The organism is Prevotella scopos JCM 17725, from assembly GCF_018127785.1.
Taxonomy (GTDB): domain Bacteria; phylum Bacteroidota; class Bacteroidia; order Bacteroidales; family Bacteroidaceae; genus Prevotella; species Prevotella scopos.
On the sequence record NZ_CP072390.1, the window covers coordinates 641539 to 664678 of the forward strand.

At 41.8% G+C, this 23140-nt stretch carries 15 protein-coding genes and 1 riboswitch; of the genes, 3 read left to right on the plus strand and 12 right to left on the minus strand.

The window, feature by feature from the left end; genetic code table 11:
• Positions 1–88 precede the first annotated feature (88 nt).
• Both J4856_RS08000 and trmD read right to left on the minus strand, forming a co-directional pair.
• On the minus strand, positions 89–2398 hold the full coding sequence (locus tag J4856_RS08000) for a TonB-dependent siderophore receptor (RefSeq protein WP_025839727.1): 2310 nt from the start codon (positions 2396–2398) through the stop codon (positions 89–91).
• Between the two features lie 246 nt (positions 2399–2644).
• Positions 2645–3322: a tRNA (guanosine(37)-N1)-methyltransferase TrmD gene (trmD, locus tag J4856_RS08005; RefSeq protein ID WP_025839726.1), complete on the minus strand. Its 678-nt coding sequence runs from the start codon at positions 3320–3322 to the stop codon at positions 2645–2647.
• A gap of 98 nt (positions 3323–3420) precedes the next feature.
• Here trmD and J4856_RS08010 point away from each other — a divergent pair, with 98 nt between their 5' ends.
• A complete protein-coding gene (locus tag J4856_RS08010; RefSeq protein ID WP_025839725.1) occupies positions 3421–4170 on the plus strand; it encodes a nucleoside-specific channel-forming Tsx family protein in 750 nt (249 codons plus the stop codon).
• 90 nt (positions 4171–4260) lie between these two features.
• Here J4856_RS08010 and ligA read toward each other — a convergent pair whose 3' ends face one another.
• Positions 4261–6273, minus strand: a complete 2013-nt coding sequence (gene ligA / locus J4856_RS08015) for an NAD-dependent DNA ligase LigA (protein WP_025839724.1) — start codon at positions 6271–6273, stop codon at positions 4261–4263.
• 80 nt (positions 6274–6353) lie between these two features.
• The gene (locus J4856_RS08020; protein ID WP_025839723.1) at positions 6354–6749 is read right to left on the minus strand and encodes a (deoxy)nucleoside triphosphate pyrophosphohydrolase; all 396 of its coding nucleotides are present in this window, start codon (positions 6747–6749) and stop codon (positions 6354–6356) included.
• A gap of 174 nt (positions 6750–6923) precedes the next feature.
• On the opposite strand from J4856_RS08020, the gene nhaD reads away from it, so the two are divergent.
• Positions 6924–8309 (plus strand): sodium:proton antiporter NhaD, encoded by a 1386-nt coding sequence (gene nhaD, locus J4856_RS08025; RefSeq protein ID WP_025839722.1) that lies wholly within the window; start codon positions 6924–6926, stop codon positions 8307–8309.
• Positions 8310–8904: 595 nt separating this feature from the next.
• Here the strand turns inward: nhaD and J4856_RS08030 are convergent.
• The 7 genes from J4856_RS08030 to J4856_RS08060 form a co-directional block, all read right to left on the minus strand.
• The gene (locus J4856_RS08030) at positions 8905–9954 is read right to left on the minus strand and encodes a YncE family protein (RefSeq protein ID WP_025839721.1); all 1050 of its coding nucleotides are present in this window, start codon (positions 9952–9954) and stop codon (positions 8905–8907) included.
• Between the two features lie 77 nt (positions 9955–10031).
• On the minus strand, positions 10032–12011 hold the full coding sequence (locus J4856_RS08035) for a TonB-dependent receptor plug domain-containing protein (RefSeq protein ID WP_025839720.1): 1980 nt from the start codon (positions 12009–12011) through the stop codon (positions 10032–10034).
• A gap of 48 nt (positions 12012–12059) precedes the next feature.
• Positions 12060–12249, minus strand: a riboswitch (cobalamin riboswitch).
• Between the two features lie 81 nt (positions 12250–12330).
• Positions 12331–12900, minus strand: a complete 570-nt coding sequence (locus J4856_RS08040) for a GNAT family N-acetyltransferase (protein ID WP_025839719.1) — start codon at positions 12898–12900, stop codon at positions 12331–12333.
• Between the two features lie 119 nt (positions 12901–13019).
• A complete protein-coding gene (locus J4856_RS08045; protein WP_065367824.1) occupies positions 13020–13601 on the minus strand; it encodes a biopolymer transporter in 582 nt (193 codons plus the stop codon).
• A gap of 409 nt (positions 13602–14010) precedes the next feature.
• Positions 14011–15378 (minus strand): transposase, encoded by a 1368-nt coding sequence (locus tag J4856_RS08050; RefSeq protein ID WP_065367823.1) that lies wholly within the window; start codon positions 15376–15378, stop codon positions 14011–14013.
• 245 nt (positions 15379–15623) lie between these two features.
• Positions 15624–19199: a pyruvate:ferredoxin (flavodoxin) oxidoreductase gene (nifJ, locus tag J4856_RS08055; RefSeq protein ID WP_065367822.1), complete on the minus strand. Its 3576-nt coding sequence runs from the start codon at positions 19197–19199 to the stop codon at positions 15624–15626.
• 46 nt (positions 19200–19245) lie between these two features.
• A complete protein-coding gene (locus J4856_RS08060) occupies positions 19246–20430 on the minus strand; it encodes an ATP-binding protein (RefSeq protein WP_025839039.1) in 1185 nt (394 codons plus the stop codon).
• 145 nt (positions 20431–20575) lie between these two features.
• On the opposite strand from J4856_RS08060, the gene J4856_RS08065 reads away from it, so the two are divergent.
• Positions 20576–21640 (plus strand): ATP-grasp domain-containing protein, encoded by a 1065-nt coding sequence (locus J4856_RS08065; RefSeq protein WP_025839040.1) that lies wholly within the window; start codon positions 20576–20578, stop codon positions 21638–21640.
• A 351-nt stretch (positions 21641–21991) separates the two neighbouring features.
• Here the strand turns inward: J4856_RS08065 and J4856_RS08070 are convergent, their stop codons facing one another.
• Positions 21992–23122 (minus strand): porin, encoded by a 1131-nt coding sequence (locus J4856_RS08070; protein ID WP_025839041.1) that lies wholly within the window; start codon positions 23120–23122, stop codon positions 21992–21994.
• Positions 23123–23140: the final 18 nt, after the last annotated feature.

Consider the following 23140-nt stretch of genomic DNA (forward strand, 5'->3'; position numbering starts at 1 on the left):
TACTTATAGAAAAAGCCTTCATCCTTTTACAAAGGCTATAGCTCTGTAGATGGATGAAGGCTTTTTATTTAGGACGCTTTTTAACTCCTTAGAACTTGTAAGTCACTGTAGCTTTTATGCTGCGTGGAGCACCTGGGAAGGAACGGAGCTTGTCGTAACCTCCCACCCAATAAACTTTATTCATTGCGTTGTCGAGATTTAGCTGTACCTGCAAGTTACGAAGTCGATAATACAGTGCTGCATTGAGGAGTCCATAGCCAGGATAGACAATGGTATTCTCACGTCTTCCAACTTGTCCGTAACGCTTTGTTACTGCATTGAAACCCAGACCGAAACCAAAGTTGCGTAAAGCACCTGTCTGAATGATATACTTTGACCAAATGTTGAATGAGTTGCGTGGAGTGTTTGGACGTTGCATACCATAGTCTTTCTCAGAGTTGGTTGCAGTCTTTGTGATAGCAGCATGGGTGTAGGCATAGTTAGCAACGATACTCCAATTAGGAAGAATGAAACCTGCTACATCTAATTCAATACCCTTTGAAGTTTCTTCTCCCACTTGTTCCAACAACTCTGGATTATTTGCGTCGTTGGCATTATAGAGTGTATTGCGTTTCTGAAGATGGAAGAAAGAAAGGGTAGTACTGAGTCGTTTGTCAAACCATTCACCTTTCAAGCCCGCCTCTAACAGCTGGCTGTATTCTGGGTCAAATGGTCCACCAGTGTTAGGGTTCCCCTGTACGGATGCACTCTGTGGTTCAAAGCCTTTTACCCATGTACCATACACATTCAGATTCTTGTTGATAGCAACGACAGCACCAAGGCGTGGAATGAACGCATGTTGAGTTGTACGGCTCTCCTTATTGGTCTTGTAATTTAGTACATCGGTGAATATCTCCTGACGTATACCCAAGAGAAGTTTTACTGGTCCTACTTCCATCTGCTCTTGAAGATAGATACCATGAGAATACTGCAGGTAAGGAGAGAGTGCTGTTGAGACAAAGATATACTTCGAATAGTCACGCTCAATGTTGTTATTATTACTTGTCAAGTCATAGTAAGGCACATTCGTTTGTGGATTACCATCCTTGTCAAGTACGTACTTAGCAATGTTGGCAGGCTTGAAGGCTGTTGTTGTCGTACCGTCCTTCAATAGATAGCCTCCTGCAGTCATTGCTGACGAGCCAGCTTGCTGTGCCATCTGGAAATAGTCATAACCTAAAAGGATACGATGATTAACGGGACCTGTGTTTACGTTATAGTTAAAATAGGTGTTGAAACTGTTGTTACGGAAGTGACGCTGGCGTACAAGGCACTGCATAAGAATGCGTGACGGACTTTGTGTACCATCGGCTAACTTCACATACGCATTAGCCTGATTGTGCTCACGAAGGTCCTCATCATAGGAAGAGTTCAGATAGGTAGCATTAAAGGAGAGGTTATCCGTGAACTTATGGGTTACACCAAGTGTGATATTCACGAGGTTCTCCTTTAGATAATCATTTGTTGCAGAGAGCGAACGACTAATTGGTACTGAATTGAGGTCACCATCTCCAAAGATAGGCTGACCACGGTCAACTTTACCATTGGTGCGCTGATAAACTATGTCAACGTTAAAGCGTGTCTTTTGTGTTGGGAGGAATGAGAAAGATGGTGCAACGATATAGTTTGTATTTTCCTGTAGGTCACGGTAAGAATCAGTATGTTCGTAACCGATATTAAGACGATATAGAAGGGTGTTCTTCTTGTCTAATGGTCCCGTAAAATCTCCGTAGGTGTTCAGTGTGTTGAAGCTACCAACGGTTGTTGATACTGTATTGCGTTGATAAGGTAGTGGTTTCTTAGTTACACGATTAATAACACCACCTGGTGCAGCATTGCCAAAAAGGGCAGAAGCAGGACCTTTGATTACTTCAACACGCTCGATATTTGCCAGTGACTGCTGTTTCCAAAGACTTGTTTGTGCGCGCATACCATTGACAAGGTTTCCTGAATTGCGGTTACCAGTAGTGCGGAAACCACGGATAGAGAAGTCATTATAGAAGGTATATTGGTTTACACCACTGATATTCTTTACAACTTCATTAACTGTGGTTGCGCCTTGGTCGCGCACTAACTCCTTTGTTACGTAGCCGATAGACTGTGGAATGTCTTTCAAAGGTGTCTCTGTTTTTGTACCGATGAAAGAGTTGGTATTCTTATAGGAACGTTCGTTACGCCCAATTACTTCAACCGTCTGCAACGTTTGAGCGTGCAGATAAGGAGTTGAGAATAATGTGTCTTGTGTAAGGCTGTCAGTTGGGACTTTTCCCATAGTGTTTCCTTGTGCATTTATTGGCAGAGCTGCTGAATATAATAAGGTGCCTGTCAATAAAAGATAAGAGTGTAATCTTTTAACCATATTGATAAATGTATAAATCCTGAAAATATAATATTGGGATGCAAAAGTATAGATAAAATTAGAATGCTACAATACCTAACAATGGGTAAATTGCTTCTTCTTAAAGTAATAGAAGTATGTCAAAAAAGAAGTTGCAATAAAGGATAGGAGTATGGATTGCGTACCTATCTGTTATTGCAACTTCTTTTGTATATCTTAAAACTGCGCCTTAGTTATTGTTGTTTTATATTACAGCGCTCAGTAGTCTTATTCTTTTAAGAGGTCAGGGCGTAGTCGTTTAGTGCGTTCCATTGCTTGATTAAACTCCCATTGTCTAATCTTAGCCTCGTTTCCACTGAGTAGAATTTCTGGAACATCCCAACCATTATAGCTACGAGGGCGAGTGTAGATAGGTGCTGAGAGCATATCATCCATAAAACAGTCAGAGAGTGCACTTTGTTCATCACTGATAACACCCGGGACTAATCGTACAACAGCATCAGCAATGATGGCAGCTGGTAGTTCACCACCTGTTAAAACAAAGTCGCCAACAGATATCTCACGTGTAATAAGATGGTCGCGCACACGTTGGTCAACACCTTTATAATGTCCTGCAAGAATAATGAAGTTACCTCCCAATGAGAGGTCATTAGCTATTTTCTGATTAAACTGTTCGCCATCAGGAGATGTGAAGATAACTTCATCATACTCTCGTTCTTCTTTCAAAGCAGTAATACAACGGTCGATAGGTTCAATCTGCATGACCATACCAGCCTGTCCACCAAAAGGATAGTCGTCAACACGACGCCATTTATCCTTTGTGTAGTCACGAAGATTATGCAGACGAATCTCTGCCAATCCTTTCTTTTCCGCTCTGGCAAGGATACTTTCGTGTACAAATCCTTCCAGCATCTCTGGTAATACGGTGATGATATCTATTCTCATATAGGTACAAAGTTAACTAATCTTTTGCTATTACGTTGATAGTTTAGGATTTTTTTGTAACTTTGCCGTAGATTCTAATATATAAACTAAGAACAGTTATGAAGAGATTCTTTACCCTCGCTATCTGTATGATAGCAGCTTTTTGTTGTGCAAATGCACAAGATGTCCAGTTGCATTATGACTTAGGTCATAGTCTTTATAAGAACCTAAGTTCTCGTACGTCAGTAACAACAACAGTAGAAATGTTCAAACCTGACACATGGGGTTCTACCTATATGTTTACTGATATTGACTACAAGAGTGATGGAGTAATGGGTGCTTATTGGGAGATTTCACGTGAGTTTAATCTTACGAAGAATAAGCAGTGGGCTGCACACGTAGAGTATAATGGTGGTTTAGGCTCTGGTAAAAGTATGGATAGCTATTATGGTAACCGTTATCAGCATGCTGTTCTTCTTGGTGGAGCATGGAACTGGGCATCAAAAGACTTTTCAAAGACGTTTAGTCTTCAGTTAATGTATAAGTATCAGTTTAAGAATGCTCACACTGGTGCACATCCTTTCAGTGGTTTTCAGCTGACTGAAGTATGGGGTACAACTTTCGCTAAAGGTCTTTGTACATTCTCTGGATTCTGTGATCTTTGGTATGATCCAAATGTTAATGGTAAAATGATTCTTCTCTCTGAGCCTCAGTTCTGGTTTAATCTCAATACGCTAAAGGGAATGAAAGATGTAAACCTCTCTTTGGGTACTGAGGTTGAGATTAGCAATAACTTTGTTTGGAATGACAAAGGACAGAACAATCGCTTCTATGCTATCCCTACGGTAGCTGCTAAGTGGACATTCTAAACAGCCAAATAAACTTTGTTTTATTAAATTGCAAAAGGAGACGATAACCACACATCGTCTCCTTTTGCTATGTATTAAGTTGTTCTGTCCCTAGAATAAAGTCATTTCTGTGGGTTGTTCAGATGCTTTTGTTTGTGCAAATCGAGCTATGAACTCATCCTCTGAAATTATAGGAATAGAGAGCTCCTTTGCTTTCTGATTCTTTCCAGAAGTGCTGTCAACGTCATTGTTGATAAGGTAATTTGTTGATTTAGACACAGAACCTGTTACTTTACCGCCTTGACTCTCTATGTAGACCTTCAGTTCATTGCGATTCTTGTAGTGATGAACATCACCTGTAATAACAAAAGTCAATCCTTGACAACCGGTCCCCGTGGGAGCAGAAGACGTTTGACTGATATTTAATTCAGATAGTAAATGCTGTAACATGGAATGGTTATCAGCATCTTTCATCCAACGAACAAAGCTTGTGCTTTTCTCTGGTCCGATACCTGCAATTGTTGAGAAGACATCATCGTTAGCGCTTTCTGCAGCTGTCTTGATAAGTTCCTCCAATGAATAAGCTGATAACAAACGATTGCAGACATCTTGTCCTACAAGTGGAATGTTAAGTGCAAAGAGTAGACGACGTGCTTCTACGTTGCGAGCCTTTTCAATGGCTGTTAACAACTTGGCGACACTCTTATTGCCGAAACCTTCCATAGTGCGCAGCTCGTTAGCATGTTTATTGAGGTGGAAGAAGTCTGCATATTCTATAATCCATCCAAGATTAATGAATTTTTGAATAGTCTGTTCTGATAATCCGTCGATGTTTACACCTTCTTTCGAAACGAATCTGCCGAACTTCTTCAGTTGTTTTGCTGGGCAATGAACGTTTGTACAATGCAGTGTACGTGTACTGCTGACTTCACTCTCGGTGACTTCTGTAGCAGAATGACATACAGGGCAGGTTTCAGGAATGTGGAAAATTCCAACTCTTTCAATGACATTGATAACCTTCGGAATAATCTTATTTGCCTTGATAACAGCAATCTTCGTTCCCTTATCGCCAATTCCTAATCGCTCACATTCCGATATATTGCAGAGTGATGCACGTTTGACAGTTGTTCCTTCTAGTTCGACAGGCTGAAAAACAGCAACAGGGGAGATGGTTGATGCTGCACAAGACCATTCTATGAAGTTCAACTCTGTCTCTGCACTTTCATCTTGCCATTTGAAAGCGAAGCCAGCACGTGTAGCATGATGACCTGTGACAGTTCCTGTTGCTGCGTATGCTGTGTCGTCATATGTTATGACTAAACCATCAACAGGGTAGAGGAAAGGTGACGAACTTGTGCCCGTTACTCTTTCAGTCCAACGATGAATGACTTGTTCTATATTGTTTATTGTAGGTTGTTCTATAAGTTCTCTATCAACAACATTGAACCCTTGATGTTCAAGCCATTCCATTCTTTTACCCCAAGAGTTGATTTCTTCCTCTGTATAGACAAGGGTAAAAGGAATCCAACGTATGTGGCGAGCCTTCACTTCGTTGATGTCTTTTAAGGTTAGAGAACCTGATGCTAGGTTGCGAGGATTAGCATATTCCTCCTCTGCTTCCATGTTAAACTGCTCAAAGTCAGGGTAGCTGATGGCTGCTTCACCACGTATGACGAGATGCCCTTTATAAGGTATGGTCTGTAAAATACCATCAATGGCCTTGGAGAGATGGGTAATATTGGTTCCGATGTGTCCATTACCACGTGTGACAACCTTGGTTAGTTTGCCATTATCGTATGTGACAACAAGGGTTAGTCCATCCAACTTCCATGAAATCCAAATTGGTTTGTTTTCTGCCCATTTAGCAAGGTCCTCTACTTTTTTCGTCTTTGCTAATGACAGTGCAGGGAACTCATGCGCTTCCTTTTTTCCTGTTAACTTATCGGCAGAAACATTTTGTGTGGGCGAATTGGGAAGTATGATGCCTGTTTCTTCTTCTAATCTTTTTAGTTTATCAAAGGCAGCATCCCATTCGTAATCAGTCATAAGCTCTTCACGACCATTATAGTAGGCGTCAGAAGCTGCATTAAGCCGGTCAATAAGTGATTGTATCTCTTCGTTCATAGTTTTGATAATAATTGACGATGATAACTAGTACTAATATATAAATAAGATGAAACAGATGATGAGAAACAACTCGGTTTTTATTTCCAAAGTTGTTTGATAAGTTCCGCATCAGCCCCAGTCCAATTGAGTTTAGCGAACTCCTCAGGTGTTAACCAGCAAGAATCGATATGTGCAAGAAGCTTAAAGTCATTGTCGTGTGCCATGCAGTCATAGGCCGTAAGGCGAATCGTAAAGTCAGGGTATTCATATTCTATGCTACCAAGTTTTGCTCCTACATAAATGTTCCAGTCCATCTCCTCAAGCAATTCACGACGTAACGCTTCGTAATCATTCTCTCCCTGTTTGACTTTACCACCAGGAAACTCCCAATGTTCGGCAATGTAATTGGGACCTTTGCGTAATCGCTGTGTACATAAGATTTTGTCGCCATCACGAACGATAGCACAAACAACGTTGAGATGTTTCGTCTCCATAATTTTATCTATTGCCCGGTAATATCTTTCTTTTATTCCTTGCTTTATTTGCAAATATACTACAATTTGCTGAATGATTGCACCTTTCTTATAATTAATTTCATTTCTTTAGATGTCAACTCATATCTTTTGCTTATCTTTGTACGCCAGAAAGAAATAGAAACTATAAATATTATGTCTACACTAACAATTGCAATTATCTCGGTCTTCGTTTTGGGCTATGCGCTCATTGCTATGGAGGGCCTTACTAAGATTAACAAGGCTGCAATCGCTTTGTTGATGTTTGTGTTCTGCTGGACACTTTTCATGGTTGATCCAGCTCCGTTTGTACAGCTTATGCATCCTGATTTTAGTGGTGCAGGTGAGAATGTTGTTGCTTTTGCCAACTCCTTGATAACGGAGCACTTGGGCGACACTGCTACTACGCTTTTCTTCCTTATGGGAGCTATGACGATTGTCGAAATCGTCGATCAGAATGGTGGTTTCAACTGGGTGAAGAATGTCATGCAGTCGAAGACGAAGCGCAGTCTTTTATGGAAGATTGCTTTTATGACCTTCTTCCTCTCTGCTATTCTTGACAACCTGACAACGAGTATCGTGATGATAATGATTCTTCGTAAGCTGATTCACGATAAGCATGACCGAATGATTTACGCTTCTTTGGTTATTATTGCGGCAAATTCTGGTGGTGCCTTCTCACCAATCGGCGATGTAACAACTATTATGTTGTGGAATTCAGGTATGATTACAGCTGGTGGTGTTCTCAGTGAGATATTTATTCCATCCTTGGTTTCAATGTTGATACCAGCCTTCTTACTATCGCTTTCATTGAAAGGCAATATCCAAAGAGACGAGTTGGCAAATGACCTGTCAGGTGATCACGAAGTGTTAGAGTTTAATGGAATGCAGCGAAAAATTATTTTTGCTATCGGCGTAGGTGGCCTTTGCTTTGTACCTGTGTTCCATTTCTTCACTGACTTACCTCCTTTTGTTGGTATCTTGTTGGTACTGGGTATTCTTTGGACTATTACTGAAGTATTCTATCATAATCTTCACAAACGGAGAGGTGACAATGTTCACTTCTCAAAGCGCGTGAGCACCTTGCTAAGTCGTATTGATATGTCAACCATTCTTTTCTTCCTTGGTATTTTGATGGCTGTGGCTTGTCTAGAGGAAGTTGGTGTGTTGAGAGAATTAGGAAGTGGTTTGAACATTGCTTTCGATGGTAACCATTATGCTGTTACAGGTATTATCGGTGTACTTTCATCTATCGTAGATAACGTTCCTCTCGTTGCAGGAAGTATGGGTATGTATCCTATTCAGGCAACAGGTGATATGGCTGTCGATGGTCTCTTCTGGCAGTTGCTCGCTTATTGTGCAGGTGTAGGTGGTTCAATGCTTATCGTTGGTTCTGCAGCAGGTGTCGTTGTAATGGGTCTTGAAAAGATTACCTTTGGCTGGTATATGAAGCGCATATCTTGGATTGCCTTCGTTGGTTATATTGCCGGAATTCTCTCATACTGGGTTATCCGCTCATTTGTTTTCACAACTCCACTTTAATAGTTAATTTCATTTGATATTATAATCAAAGTAGGAATAAAAGCTTTAGTTGGTCCATGTAGGATTTATTGTGAGTTTTTGTTCCTACTTTTTTGTGTTCATTTATTTACTCCTCATGGTAAAACTTTGTATTACAATGTTTTACGATAACACATCCCATTTTAACCATATGTCATCGTGAAGCTTGTCCTTCACACATGTGGTGCATACGCTCCGCACCAATTGTGCTAAGCCTCCGCACCAGATCTGAAGTTTATAAACACGACGTCGAATAATAGTTAGATTGAAGAAACATAGAATAAGTTAAGGCATAAATTATTCTAATGCGTTGACGGAGGTAACTTTACAACTTCATTTGCCCATTTTACTTTGCTGTAACTAGTTATATGTTGAAAAAAAATACCTAAAGTTTTATAGGTTTGTGTTGTCGCCTCCTGCTCTGAATGATTTACAATAAAGGGATGCACAAAAGTGTGCACCCCTAATCATTGTCTATAGCGATTTTGTTCAGTCTTGATGTAAAGCCTATTATAGGTAACTTTATGTTTTTCTTGACCTATAAAAATAGTCGTTACATCAAGCTGCAAAGTTTACTTTAGTTGGCAAAGCGAACGTTCTGTGCGCTATATCCAACTACAATTTTGCCCTGAATAAGTTTACCCTCTGGAGAGTAATAGAAAACTTCACTTGGTGCCGTATAGCTTGGGTTATCTATAACATAGATGTTACCATAACGGTCAACATTAACCTGTGAAGGATTTTTGAGGCCTGCCATATCAAGGTCGGTTTCCTTTCCAGTTGCGAGATCATAGATAAAGAAACGCTTGTTCGTATCATAGTAGGTAGCATATAGGCATACGAGTGCGTTCTTCTTAGCACTGTATGCAATTGAACTTGCCTTGAAGAGCTTTTTAACCTCATCGTTTTTAGCATTAATCTTCTGTACAAGAGCATTATCATTGTTGAACATTGATACAAAGTAAATATCATTACCAACAGCAATACTCTGGTTGTAAGGATTTTTACCTACGGTAAGTGTCTTTGTCTTCTTAAATGAGTTACAGTCAACAACAGCTACAGTATTCCCATTACCATAACCTGAGATGTTTGCATAAAGTTTACCATTAGCAACAGAAAGTGCCTCTGGATGATCGCCTACTTCTACAGAGTCAACCAATGGCTTCTGTGCGTTGTTAGGGTTCATCTTGTATACCTTACCATTGTAAGCAGAGAAGTAAACATAATTACCATCTGTTGCCAAATAGCGTGGACTGGCGTTATGCAACTTAATTGTTTGTTCTGTCTTACCCATTCGGTCCAAAACTTCAACCTTTGAAGATGTTGTACAAGTAACGACAAGCTTAGTTCCAAAGACAATTAAGTCCTGTGCATCACCGATTCCGATACCATTTTGAGTCATGTAAGCATTGCTGTAGATGTATGGTGCAGTTGGACGTGACTCGCTGTTATAGTCGAGAATACCCACTGTACCATCGTTTTGATTCCAGTTACCAGCACAAGCAACATATACATCTGTGTTAGATACTGCTGGCTGTGTGTAAGTAAAGTCATTGTCATCACTACAAGCTGTGAATGTAAGCGCTGACATCAGAATGACACCAAGCGCAAGAAGATTCTTTTTCATTTTTCTTGTTGTTTTGTTTATAATTTGTTGTTATCTCTTTTATTTACTCTTTGCTTTTTACAATTGTCTCTTTTTCCTCAAAGTTTCCAACTTACTGTGAGTCTCCAGTTTGTTCCTGGCATAGGATAAAAGCGTACAACCTCATAGTTTTTATTACCAAGGTTGCGTAAGTCAAATTGTAGACGCAGTTGTTGTTCGAGGATGTTGATATCCTTTGAAACTGTAATACTATGGTCGGTGAAGGCTGTCATGCGGTTGTCAAGAATATTATATCCCAATGAATAGCGTTCGCCCATCAACAATAGGTTGTAGCTTAAATCCAGCCACGGAGTGTGCAGTAGCGAACTAACTGACCCCGAATGGCGTGGAGTATAAGCTATCTGGTGTCCATAGTAAATATCGGTTGGATTAGTTTTATCGGTTGCGTTGAGCATACTATAGCTTCCTGTCACACTGAGTGACCAGTCATTGCTCCATCGTTTCTCTGCATTAGCGGAGATGTCAAGGCCTATTTGTCGCACTTTTCCCGCATTCATCATTTGCCAGTAGAACATCTTGGGTACTGCAATAATCTTATCTGTGACATTACCGAAGTATCCATCTGCCGTCAATGAGAGCTGAAGTGTACGATTGAAGGTATGAGAATAGGTTGCACCGAGATTCCACTGGCGTGACTTCTCTGGATTTAAGCGACGATTGCCAATGCCTGTATAATAAAGTTCATTAAGTGTTGGAGTACGGAAGATATCCTTATATCCAAAGCGGAAACGGAGGTCTTGCAAGATTCTCCATTGTAGGCTGAAGGCTGGGGAGAGACGATGGAAGCCATCAGAGGCATTTCCAAGTTTTACTCGTTCGGTGATATTTGTTGCTAAGAGTGAAGTGTTGAATGTGAATTGTCCAATTCGATAGTTTGCCGCAAGTGCTGTCCACAGAGAGTTACGTGTAGGGTTTGCAGCCTGTGAAAGAGACATTGAGAGATGATTATGTGCATAGTCTTGTGCCAAAGAGAGGTGAAGTCCTTGTAAAGGCTCGCTCCATAAGGTTGCTGTTAGATATGCTTCCTGCTGTCTGTAGATATCTTCTTTATAGCCACTGGCAGGCACATCTGAGTAACGTGACCATGAATAATTCCACTTAGCTGCTGCTTTTAACTTGATACGCTGGCTGAATTGGTTTTCATAGAATAGTTGTGTGAAGACATTCTTGTCAACTAATCGCTCGGCAGAGTAGGTGTTATCGTAGATGACCGCACCCGGTAAGCCTCGATGAGAGGTGAAGCCGTATGTCTTCCACTTCAGTATTTGTTTATCATTGAGCTGATAATCGAGGTTAATTTCTCCTCTCCAAGTCTCAATGTCACTATTGTTACGTCGTTCATTGATGGTCTTGATACCATTTTTCAACTTGAATGCGTAAACACCATCAGCCCTTTCATAGCTTCCGTATGCCCCAATGCCAAGCCGTGAGAACTGCTGGTGGAAGAGTAGGGAAGGTGAGAAAAGACCGTAACTACCTGTACGGATGGTTGTAGAGAGGTCGGTCTTCTTTCTTGTTGATTTATCATTATGGACTGTATAGTCTTGCAGTGTGCTAATGTTAATCATACCTGCAGAAGCATATGACTTTGCACTCTGATAGATATTATCGTCTTGACCAATCTGAAGACTGATGAGTGAGATGTTGTCAAGTGTAAAGCGAGACAAGTCAACTTGTCCACTCTGGCAATCACCCACCTGTACACCATCATAAATGACTCCCGTATGAGCTGCTCCAAGACCACGGATGTTTACCGTCTTCATACCGCCCACACCACCATAGTCTTTCACTTGTACACCAGCAAAGCGTTTCAAGGCGTCACCCATGTCACGGATGCCAAGTTTTTCCATGTCAGCATGTGAAAGCGCCTGTATTGGCGAACTTGCCAATACATTTCCAGAAATACGGAAACCGTTGACCACAACCTCATCTATGGTTTGTGTTGTGTCAGAATCAATTGTCTGTGCTATCGCACCGAGTGGGCACAATAAAAGTAAGAAAGAAGCCAACTGCCTCATGTCTCTTTCTATAATCAAAGGGTTCTATGCAATGCCCTTCCTCGAGGGATGCAATGACTTGCAATGGCAGGTCTTCTGACTTGTTATCCAATGTAGGTAAGCACCTTCCCAGTTTATATTCACCAGTGGTATCAGCTTACCAATGAGAGATAACTTACAGCTGCGGGACAGTAGCGGATTCCCACCGCTTTCCCTTTTTAATCATGATGGTAATGAACCTATTGCATATGCAAAGATACGACAAAGGGGAGAGATTGGCAAATAAAGGTGTATTTTTCTACTTACAGCGTGATGGTTATCAGTTGTAGAGACGAGATTCTTAGAGAGGTTTTTGTAGGTGTTTCATCTTATGACCACCCCATTGGTTGTCATCTATGTAAACGAAACCTATTCGATGATAAAGGCGTTCTGCCTGTGGGTTTCCGGTATCAACAAGTAAGCCAGTAGGGAGGTTCATCTTTCTTCCCTTTTCTATTGTAGCTTCAAGTAGTTGCTTAGCAAGTCCTCGTCCACGGAAAGAATTGTCAACACAAAGTGAATCGATGTATAGTTCACCAGCTGTTGTCTCGTCATCCATATTAGAAAAATCACGATCGAAAGCCTCCAAAACTCCTTCAATGAAAGCCTTTCTTTGTTCTTTAAGTTTGGCTCCATCGTAGCTGACACAGATACCAACAATCTTATTTGTTTCCGTTATTGCTACAAGTGTATTAAGATAGGAGTATTGCGAGTCTTCGCGTTCTACCAACTTTGTTATGAGTTGATGAAAGTCTTTTAAACTATGATTAGGGCCTGCAAACCACTGACAACACTCATGGTTCATAGCCTCCATTATAAGATGGGCTATCACCGTAGCCTGCTCTTTTTGTGCATCTTCAATCTTAATCATAGTGCGAAGATACGAAAACTATTTGAGATAGTGTGTTTCTCTTGGATGATTTCTTTATCGTGTCGGCTTGAATAATCTCCCACTTCCTTCAAACTGTGAAGGAAGTGGGGTAGGTGATATTAAAGACCTAAGTCTTTCATTGCCTTCTGTGCAGCCTCGCCAGTCTTGCCCTGCATCTTTTCTGCAGCTTCCTTGGCAGCCTTCTTAGCAGCTTCTACCTGCTCAGGTGATGCTGATTGCATAGCTTCCTTAGCCTTTGACATTCCTTCAGTAATAGCCTTTGGGTCAGCTTTCGATGCAGCGTCGATAGCAGCACCTACTGCGTTAGCGGCAGCTTCATTGCCAGAAGACTTTAAAGCAGCCTGAATATTCTCAGAGTTACTCTGCATCCACTGCTGGAGCTTTGCAACATAAGCCTGTGCCTCTTTTGGATCTTTCTGTGCTAATTCAGCCATTTTGGTCTGTGCTGCTGTAAGCAATGCAGCTACACCCTTATCGTCCTTAGCCTTTACTTTCTCATTGAGTTGCTCGATGAGCTGATCTGCTGAGGCAGGAGCTGCTGCAGTTGTTGCTGAATCTGTAGCAACTGACTCTGTTGTGTCTGAGTCTGCATTAGCTTTTGGAGCATTAGTTTTACCGTTGTTACAACTTGCGAATGTCATTGCAATTACGGCAATAGCCATAATAAAAACCTTCTTCATAATCTTTTTAGCTTAAGTGAATTAAAATTTGAACTACTATATTTGCCAAAGATAGGTATAATTTCGTTTAGTTGCTTTGTATTTAACAAGTTTTAACTTTAGTGGATTGAAGTTGTTTCACACATATGTTGGATCGTGAAACTTTGGTTAAAAATATTGAAACATGACATTAATGTTATTATTTTGATGGGTGTATGTCGTTAATACACATATAGTTAGGGAATTTCAGTTAATTCACTCCTGAACCTGCCAAGAGCATTCAAAAACTGGATTCTTTTTCTTAGAAAAGCTCCTAGAAAAAGAATTTGCAGTGTTTTCTGCTCAAAAATCTCAAATGTTGAGCCGTATGGGCATACCTGCCCCTTCCATACCTGCCTATGGATGGATATAAAATCACCTTATCTTTTTATCAAGCCACCTTCTTCATGTCCCTGGCCATCTGCCTTGCGGCAAGAATGGCGGCATTAGCCGTATGGATTCCGAAGAAGAGCAGTAATGTTTCGCTGAACATGTTACGTGCCTTGATTCGCCCAACGGCATAGTGCTGTTTCTGATTCCCGAAGCTGCCCTCCATTACCGTGGCCCTGAGGTTTCCGATAATCTTTCTTGCCGTCCTGAGACACTCAGACTCTTCTTTGGGTTTGGGACCTTTTCTGACGAAACAGGTGGTTATGCCTTTTTCCGTACACATTGTTCGGTTGGCATTGTTGGCGTATATGGAATCGGCACCGACACGCTTAACTTTGACTCCCGTCAGAGATTCCTGATACTCAACACATTGCTTAAGACGGACACCCTCGTTGAAAGCCTCAAAGCTGTGGTGTTCTATGAATGATATGCCGTCAATCTGTATGTTGTTGACCTTTGCCCCAAACTCCACACGCTTGTTTTCCTTGCCCCTGACAATGGGACGGAGGTAGGGACGGTCGATGCTGACAATACGGTGCCTGACTTCCTTGCCTGAAAACAAGGCTGACTGTTGGCGGAATACGGCACGTATGGCGGAGAGACGCTTTTCCTGTTCTGCCGACAGGCTGATACAAGGGCTATACAATTTGCAAAGACGGTACCACTGAGAAAGAAGTTTGGAGAGCAGTTTCAGAAGTCTTCTCCTGAGCTTGCGCGTGGATGATGCTGTGTGCTTGCGCTGCTTGGCGTATGCAAGCCTAGCCTTGTCAACATCATTATACTTGCTCCTCGGAACACGCTCCGACAGGTGCTTACACTCGGAGACGAGCAGCTTGTGAAGCCAATGGCAACACTCCCAGAGTAGCTTGATGTCTGTCGGGAAGCGCAGGTAGCTCTCATAACAGGTCGCATCCGTCAGGCATAGGTCCTTGTCCTTGAGGCTGTCTTTCCATTTGGCGTACAATATGCCCTGAAGGCTGTCTATGTCAAGAAGACGGGCAAGACGGTTGCGTATGGCACTTACAATCTTTCCATCCCTGATGGGACAGGAAGGGTCTATCAGAGCGTCACAGAACATCTGCATGTGGATGCTTCCGTTAAGCATCTCTATCAAGCCATCGTCAGACAGACCTGTGTATGACTTGAGGAACATCAGGGCTATTTCTCCCTCACACGAAAAAAGAGGCTTTTTGCCCCGCTTGCTCTTATGGCTACGACTCGTACATGCTGCTGCCAACTCCTTAAGTGGGAGCTGGGAATGGATACGTCCAAGTTCGCTTTTTGCAAAGCTGTCACGATAGCTCTGTAAAAAATCAAACTCTGTAAAGGGCAAAGTTGGTGTTATATCAGAAATTTTTTGTATCTTCACGACGTTTTTTTTAAATTTTTCCCCCGATTCTGCCCGTGAAGGGTCGTTCGGGGGATTTTATGTAAAGGTACAAATAATATATTACACTGACAAACAATTAGTTAGAAAAATTCTGAATATCCCTAGTTAAGATTAATAAGTTGCACGAATAGGTATCAAAAAAAGGCTCCTCCTTGATGGAGAAGCCTCTTTGCGTATGTTATATAGTATTTTAACTATATCTTTTTAATCTGTGTGTTAGGCAATTATGCCTCCTCACTCCAGTCCTCTTTAGTCTTGCGGACGTAGCTCTTGTAACGGAGCTTAGCCATATCCTCACAAGCCTTGAAGAGTTCCTCTCCCTCATTTGGATAAGCCTTGAGGACAGAGAGGAAACGAACCTCACTGTGAAGGAAGTCTTGGAACTTGTCCCATTCTGGTTCCTTAGAATCGAGTGAGAATGGGTTCTTGCCCTCTTCTGCCAACAGTGGGTTGTAACGCCATAGGTGCCAGTAACCACAAGCAACAGCGTTTGCTTCCTGAGCCTGGCTACGCCCCATACCGCCCTTAACCTTCAAACCATGGTTGATACATGGAGAATAAGCGATGATGAGTGATGGTCCTGGATAAGCCTCAGCCTCACGGATAGCTTTCAATGTCTGTGCATTGTCAGCACCCATAGCAATCTGAGCTACGTAAACATAACCATATGTAGTTGCCATCAAACCGAGGTCCTTCTTGCGGATGCGCTTACCCTTAGCAGCGAACTGAGCAATAGCACCGAGTGGAGTAGCCTTAGAACTCTGACCACCGGTGTTAGAGTAAACCTCAGTATCGAGAACCAAGATGTTAACGTCCTCACCAGAAGCGATAACATGGTCGAGACCACCGTAGCCGATATCGTAAGAAGCACCATCACCACCGATAATCCACTGGCTGCGCTTAACAAGATAGTGGTCGAGTGTCTTCAACTCTGCGCATACAGGGCAACCCTTCTCTGCGCCAGCAGCGATTAATGGCTTCAGCTTAGCAGCAGCAACCTTAGATGCATCAGCATCATTCATGTTGTCGAGCCACTCCTGAGCAGCCTCCTTGAATTCAGCAGGTGTATGGTCGTTAGCCATAGAATCGTTAAGAAGCACAGCGATACGTTCACGCATCTTTTTGTTACCCATAGCCATACCCATACCAAACTCACAGAAGTCTTCGAACAGTGAGTTGTTGAATGCAGGACCATGACCCTCTTCATTAGTTGTGTATGGAGTAGAAGGTACTGAAGCTGAGTAGATTGAAGAACAACCAGTAGCGTTAGCAATCATCTCACGGTCACCGAAGAGCTGTGAAACGAGCTTAACGTATGGAGTCTCACCACAACCAGCACAAGCTCCAGAGAACTCGAATAATGGCTGAGCGAACTGAGAGTTCTTAGCGTTTGACTTAATATCTACCAAGTTCTGCTTGCTCTTAACGTTTTTAACGAGATAATCCCAGTTTGCAGCACGATGATTAGCCTCTTCCTCTCCAGCAACGAACTGTGTCATAGAGAGAGCCTTGTTACCCTTCTTGCCTGGACAAACATCAGCACAGTTGCTACAACCTGTACAGTCGAGAACTGATACCTCAATACGGAACTGCATTCCCTTGAGTTGCTTTGGAGCGATGACATCAAGTGTCTCTTCATTGAAGTTAGCCTTCTCAGCCTCATCCAAAACGAATGGACGGATACAAGCGTGAGGACAAACGTATGAACACTTGTTACACTGGATACAATTCTCTGCATCCCACTTTGGAACGAAGGTAGCAACACCACGCTTGTCGAAAGCTGCTGTACCTACTGACCATGTACCGTCAACAGTGTCATGATTAACGAAGTCAGAAACCTTCAAGAGGTCACCTGCCTGTGCGTTCATTGGACGAACGAGCTCCTTAACGAATGCTGGTGCGTCGTCTGCCTTAGCTTCATCATCTGCGAGGTTAGCCCAAGTTGGGTCAACTGTCAACTGTTTATATTCGTTACCACGGTCAACAGCTGCGAAGTTCTTATCTACAACATCCTGACCCTTCTTACTGTAACTCTTAACGATGAACTTCTTCATCTGATCAACAGCAAGGTCGAGAGGAATTACCTCAGTAATACGGAAGAATGCAGACTGGAGGATAGTGTTGGTACGGTTACCAAGGCCAATCTCCTGTGCAATCTTAGTAGCGTTGATATAGTAAACGCTGATATTGTTCTTTGCGAAGTAACGCTTAACCTTATTAGGAATGAAGTGTACAAGTTCCTCACCATCAAAGATAGTGTTCAGAAGGAAGGTACCATTTTTACGCAAACCACGTGTAACATCGTACATATTCAGATAAGCCTGAACGTGACAAGCAACGAAGTTAGGAGTATTTACCTGATAAGTAGAACGGATTGGGTTGTCACCGAAACGGAGGTGAGAACAAGTGAAACCACCAGACTTCTTAGAGTCATAAGAGAAGTAAGCCTGACAGTACTTATTGGTGTTGTCACCGATAATCTTTACTGAGTTCTTGTTAGCACCAACGGTACCATCAGCACCAAGACCATAGAACTTAGCCTCGTATGTGCTTTCACCACCCAATGGAATCTCCTCAACTTCTGGAAGAGAAGTGAAGGTTACGTCATCAACGATACCTACTGTGAAGTGATTCTTTGGCTCTGGCAACTCAAGATTGTCATAAACAGCGATAATCTTAGCAGGTGTAGTATCTGAAGAACCGAGACCATAACGACCACCAACGATCAATGGCTTATTCTCAACATCATAGAATGCACTCTTAACATCGAGGTACAATGGCTCGCCCTCTGCTCCTGGCTCCTTAGTACGGTCAAGAACTGCAATACGCTTAACAGACTTTGGTACTGCAGCGAGCAGGTGCTTAACAGAGAATGGACGATAGAGGTGTACAGCAATCATACCAACCTTCTTACCCTGAGACATCAAGTAGTCGATAGCCTCACGAGCGGCCTCTGTTGCTGAACCCATCAAGATGATGATATTCTCTGCATCCTTAGCTCCATAGTAATCGAAGAGGTGATACTCACGGCCTGTAATCTTTGAGATTTCCCCGAGATAGTGCTCAACAACCTCTGCTACATTCTCGTATGCACTGTTAGATGCCTCACGATGTGTGAAGAATGTCTCAGGATTCTCAGCTGTACCACGAACTACTGGACGCTCCGGTGACATTGCGCGGTCACGGAAACGCTTGATATCCTCCTCGTCAACTAATGGGCGAATATCCTCTACATCGATGCACTCAATCTTATGATACTCGTGAGATGTACGGAAACCGTCGAAGAAGTTGATGAAAGGTACTGATGTCTTCAATGAAGCAAGGTGAGGAACTGCAGAGAGATCCATAACCTCTTGTACAGAACCAGAACAGAACATGGCGAAGCCTGTCTGACGGCAAGCCATTACGTCTTGGTGGTCACCGAAGATACAAAGAGCGTGACTTGCAAGTGTACGTGCTGAAACGTTGAATACACATGGCAAAAGTTCACCAGCAATCTTGTACATGTTAGGAATCATCAAGAGAAGACCCTGTGATGCGGTGAATGTTGTTGTGAGGGCACCTGACTGCAGTGAACCATGTACGGCACCAGCTGCGCCACCCTCTGACTGCATTTCCTGAACGCTTACTGTCTGACCCCAAAGGTTCTTACGTCCGCGTGCTGACCACTCGTCAACGTGCTCAGCCATAGGAGATGATGGAGTGATAGGATAGATAGCTGCAACCTCAGAGAACATGTAGCTCACATGAGCAGCGGCTTCGTTACCATCACAAGTGATAAACTTCTTTTCTTTAGCCATTTTGAAATTTATTAAATGAATATTGTTATAATGTTTTTGGTCTTGCCTAATAAAGGAAACCTATTAACCAAAGGGGTACTTGGTTGTCTTTCCCCACCTCAGTATTGTATATAGTATAGGTTGTGTCACTACTGAATCGTTTTTTAGTCTTTCTAGTGTCGCATACCTTAAACTTTTCTTTTTGATTGACGATGTATGTGCCTTGTTTGTTACCTACATTGACTGAGCATACCTCTTGTAGTGCATTGATAAAGAATGTTTCCATGAGCTGCTGTTCGTCAAGCTGGATAGGGAAGATGGCGTAAATCAAGTTTGAGTTCTGTAACATAACCTTTGCTGGCTTTTTAGGAAACTCCTGTCCAACTGGGTAAAGGAGGTTGATAAGACGTGCGTCAGCAAGATTCTTGATATAGTTCATGACCGTAGCACGGCTTGTATTAATCTCATTTGCAAGATTACTGATGTTAGGAGCCTTAGGACCTTCCAATGCAAGGAGATAAAATAACTTCTTAATCTTAGTCAGATATTTTAAGTCAATCTGCTTGATGAGAAGAATATCAACCTCAGTCATCATATTCATTGTCTTGAGAAGATTCTCTGAGAAGTTGCGATGCTCTAAGAAGAATGGGTAAAATCCATGATGAACATAATCTGCGAAGAATTTCATCGGACTTACCTTAGATAGGATTTGTCTTGCTATCTCCTCATGGTTGTTAATGATTTCTTCTAACGTGTAGGGCTCAAATTGTAATTTTGCTTGTAGATTCAAATACTCACGGAAAGAGAACCCTCTAAGATTATAGCTTTTTACAATGCCATTTAGCTCAGGGTTTTCTTCTTTCAGTCTCATGACGCTTGATCCTGTGAATACAATCTTTAACTCTGGGTAATTGTCATGACATTGACGGAGTTCCCGACTCCACTCAGGCTGTTTGAAAACTTGGTCAATCAATAAGACTTTTCCTCCGTGGCGATAAAACTCACCAGCAAAATCAGCTATACCTCTGCCTTGAAAGTAAAAGTTGTTCATGTTGACATAAAGGCATTGCCGATCAGTAGAGCCGTAATGCTCTTTGGCATATTGCAGGAGGAAGGTTGTTTTACCTACGCCACGCGTACCCTTAATGCCAATGAGGCGGTCGTCCCAATTGATTTCATCCATGAGACGACGGCGCACTGGGGCATATACATGCTCCACTAAGTAAGTATGCGTGCGAAAGAATGCGTCCATCTTGTTCCCGTTATACAACATAATCTAGATGCAAAGTTACTACTTATTTCTCTTATTTGCAAACTATAGATAGCAAAAAATGATTTTTTATTTTGTATTGCATTTGCTTTGATGTACCTTTGCATTGTATAAATGAAGAAAAATAATGACATTACATGTATTTAATCCAGAACACGATATAGCGTTAGCTTATGATAATAAGTACTTTACAGCTCCGCATGCCGGCAGGCAACTTCGCTATGATTTAGATTTCTTGCCTATGCTTTGGGCTGAAGATGGAGATTGTGTACTGATTGAGAACATAAATTCAGCTCGTCAGCATGCATTTCGCTTTCAACGTTATAGTAAGAAGGTGCATTTTGTTAACAAAGATGATGTCGGACGCCTGTCAGGACAGATAGATAAGGTGTTGCCATGGGGATGGGACGCTTCTGTTAAATTTCAGTTAGGACAGATGGGAGTTACCAATTCTATATTGCCTAATGATGAGCAACTTGCTGATATTCGTAGACTTAGTAATCGTAAGTTTTCGACTACTATTCAACAAGATTTGCAATCTAGTCTCTCTAATCCCAACTTATTAGGTGAGGCCTTCTATGTCGATAATCTTGCCGCACTTGAAGAGATGCTTCAAGAAACGAGGAAGGTCGTCATAAAGGCACCTTGGAGTAGTAGTGGAAGAGGGGTACGTTATATTGATACAGTTTTGGATCCTGCTTTAGCGAATTGGGCAAAGAATGTGATAAAGGCACAAGGTGGTATTATGATAGAGCCCTATTATAATAAGGTTAGGGATTTCGGCGTTGAGTTTTATTCTGATGCGGAAGGAGTTCACTATGCAGGGCTATCTGTTTTTCATACTCTTAATGGAGCTTATATTGGTAATAGTCTTGCAGACGAAGTAGAGAAACGATCTGTTTTGTCAGCTTATGTGTCAAATGGACTTTTAAATGAAGCGATAATAACTTTGGAACAGTTGCTTACTACTCACTTAAGAGGTATTTATTTGGGACCATTAGGTGTTGATATGATGATTGTAGCAGCAAAGGGAGAATTTAAGCTTCATCCTGTTGTAGAAATAAATTTAAGACGTACGATGGGGCATGTAGCCTTAGCTTTATCTGCTTTCGAAGAGCTTCATAATAGGATGATGCGTATGGATTATGATGGATCGCATTATCATCTTCATATAATTCATAAAGATAGATAATGTTTGATTTGGAAGAATGTTTAGCTGTGTTTGATGTAAATGGTCTTAGTTATTATATAACCAATACACTATTGCTACAATAGCTAAAGCAAAGAAAGTCATTATGACCTTCATAATCTTGTTTAATATTCTGCGACGGCGTCTTGCTGATGAAGATGGAGGTTTCATTCCCCCATTGTTGTAGTTACTGTGATGATGTCTTGTCATGTTTTAGAGTTTGTACAAAAAGGTCTTCCCTGGATGGTATAAGGCCTTCTCTCATAAATACATCTTTGAATTAATTTTGACAAAGGTACAAAAAATCACGAACACTACCTAAATGTTCGTGATTTTTTTTTAATTTAATTTAATTTAGAAGCGGAAACTTAATTCTAAGTCAAACATTGAGTAGTTTGGTTTTCCTGATGGACCATTCATGGAGCGGTCGTGTACATAAGAGTAAATGCCACTTAATTCAAGGTTTTTTGTAAATTCATAATCGATTCCTAAGTCGTACTGCGTACGTTGCTTTTCTGCACCATCTGAAGGCTGATACATGTCATAGCGAGCCTTTGCGTGTAGTTTATTAGGAATGATAGGTGCAATTACCAATGCATAAACACCTTGTGCCTTATTGCCATCTGCACTTAGATTGCAGTCTGTTGCTGCTGAAGCATCCGTGTTACTCAAAGCTTTTGCAAAGGCATAACCCGTAGAATGAATATATTCAGAGCGGAGAGTCCAGTCTTTTATTTTGTATTCTGCTGAAAAAGCGTAACGGCGTTGCTGTAAACTACGTACGCCTGTTTGTGTCGCACCGCTGGCATCCGTCCATGTTCCCTTGCGCGCATAAGAACCTGTCCAGCCAAACCAACCTAAACGCATGCCTTCAACTGGCATAACCCACACGCCACCTATGATGTTCTTTTGCTGGTCAACATCTCTAACGTTGATTCCCTGTCCATCAAATACACCAACTTGATAGTGTACGAGGTTTCTGCCTGCATTGTTTTTTAAGAAGTCACCTTGTATTTGAACACCGATGTCACGTCCATTTGATGGATGTGCACCTGCTCGGTCAGAGAAACTTGCTAATTTCAGAACACTTTGTGCAACACTCATGAAACCTTGGTCGATCGGGTGTATTGGGTTGTCAAAGGTGAATGGGTTTTTGAACTGTCCTGCTTTAATGCGGAAGAAGTCATATTTTTGCCATTCAATGAAGAGGTCAACAAGGCGTGGTGATGCGCCCAGTGTTGATGTGTTTCCGTTGAATTGTATCTGTGCCTTCCAAGCCCAGTCATTAAGAATGCGGCCGTCAAGAGAAACGCGCCCTAAACGAAGATTAAATGTGTTTGACTTGTTGTTGTTCATGCCGTTGTATTGGTATTGAACAATACCAAATCCTGACAATTTTACATTGTTAATCCACTTCGGTGCATCTTGTGCTTTGCTGAGAAGTGAGCACAGCAACATTGCTGATAGGATAATTGTTTTTCTCATAATTCTATGAATTTAGGT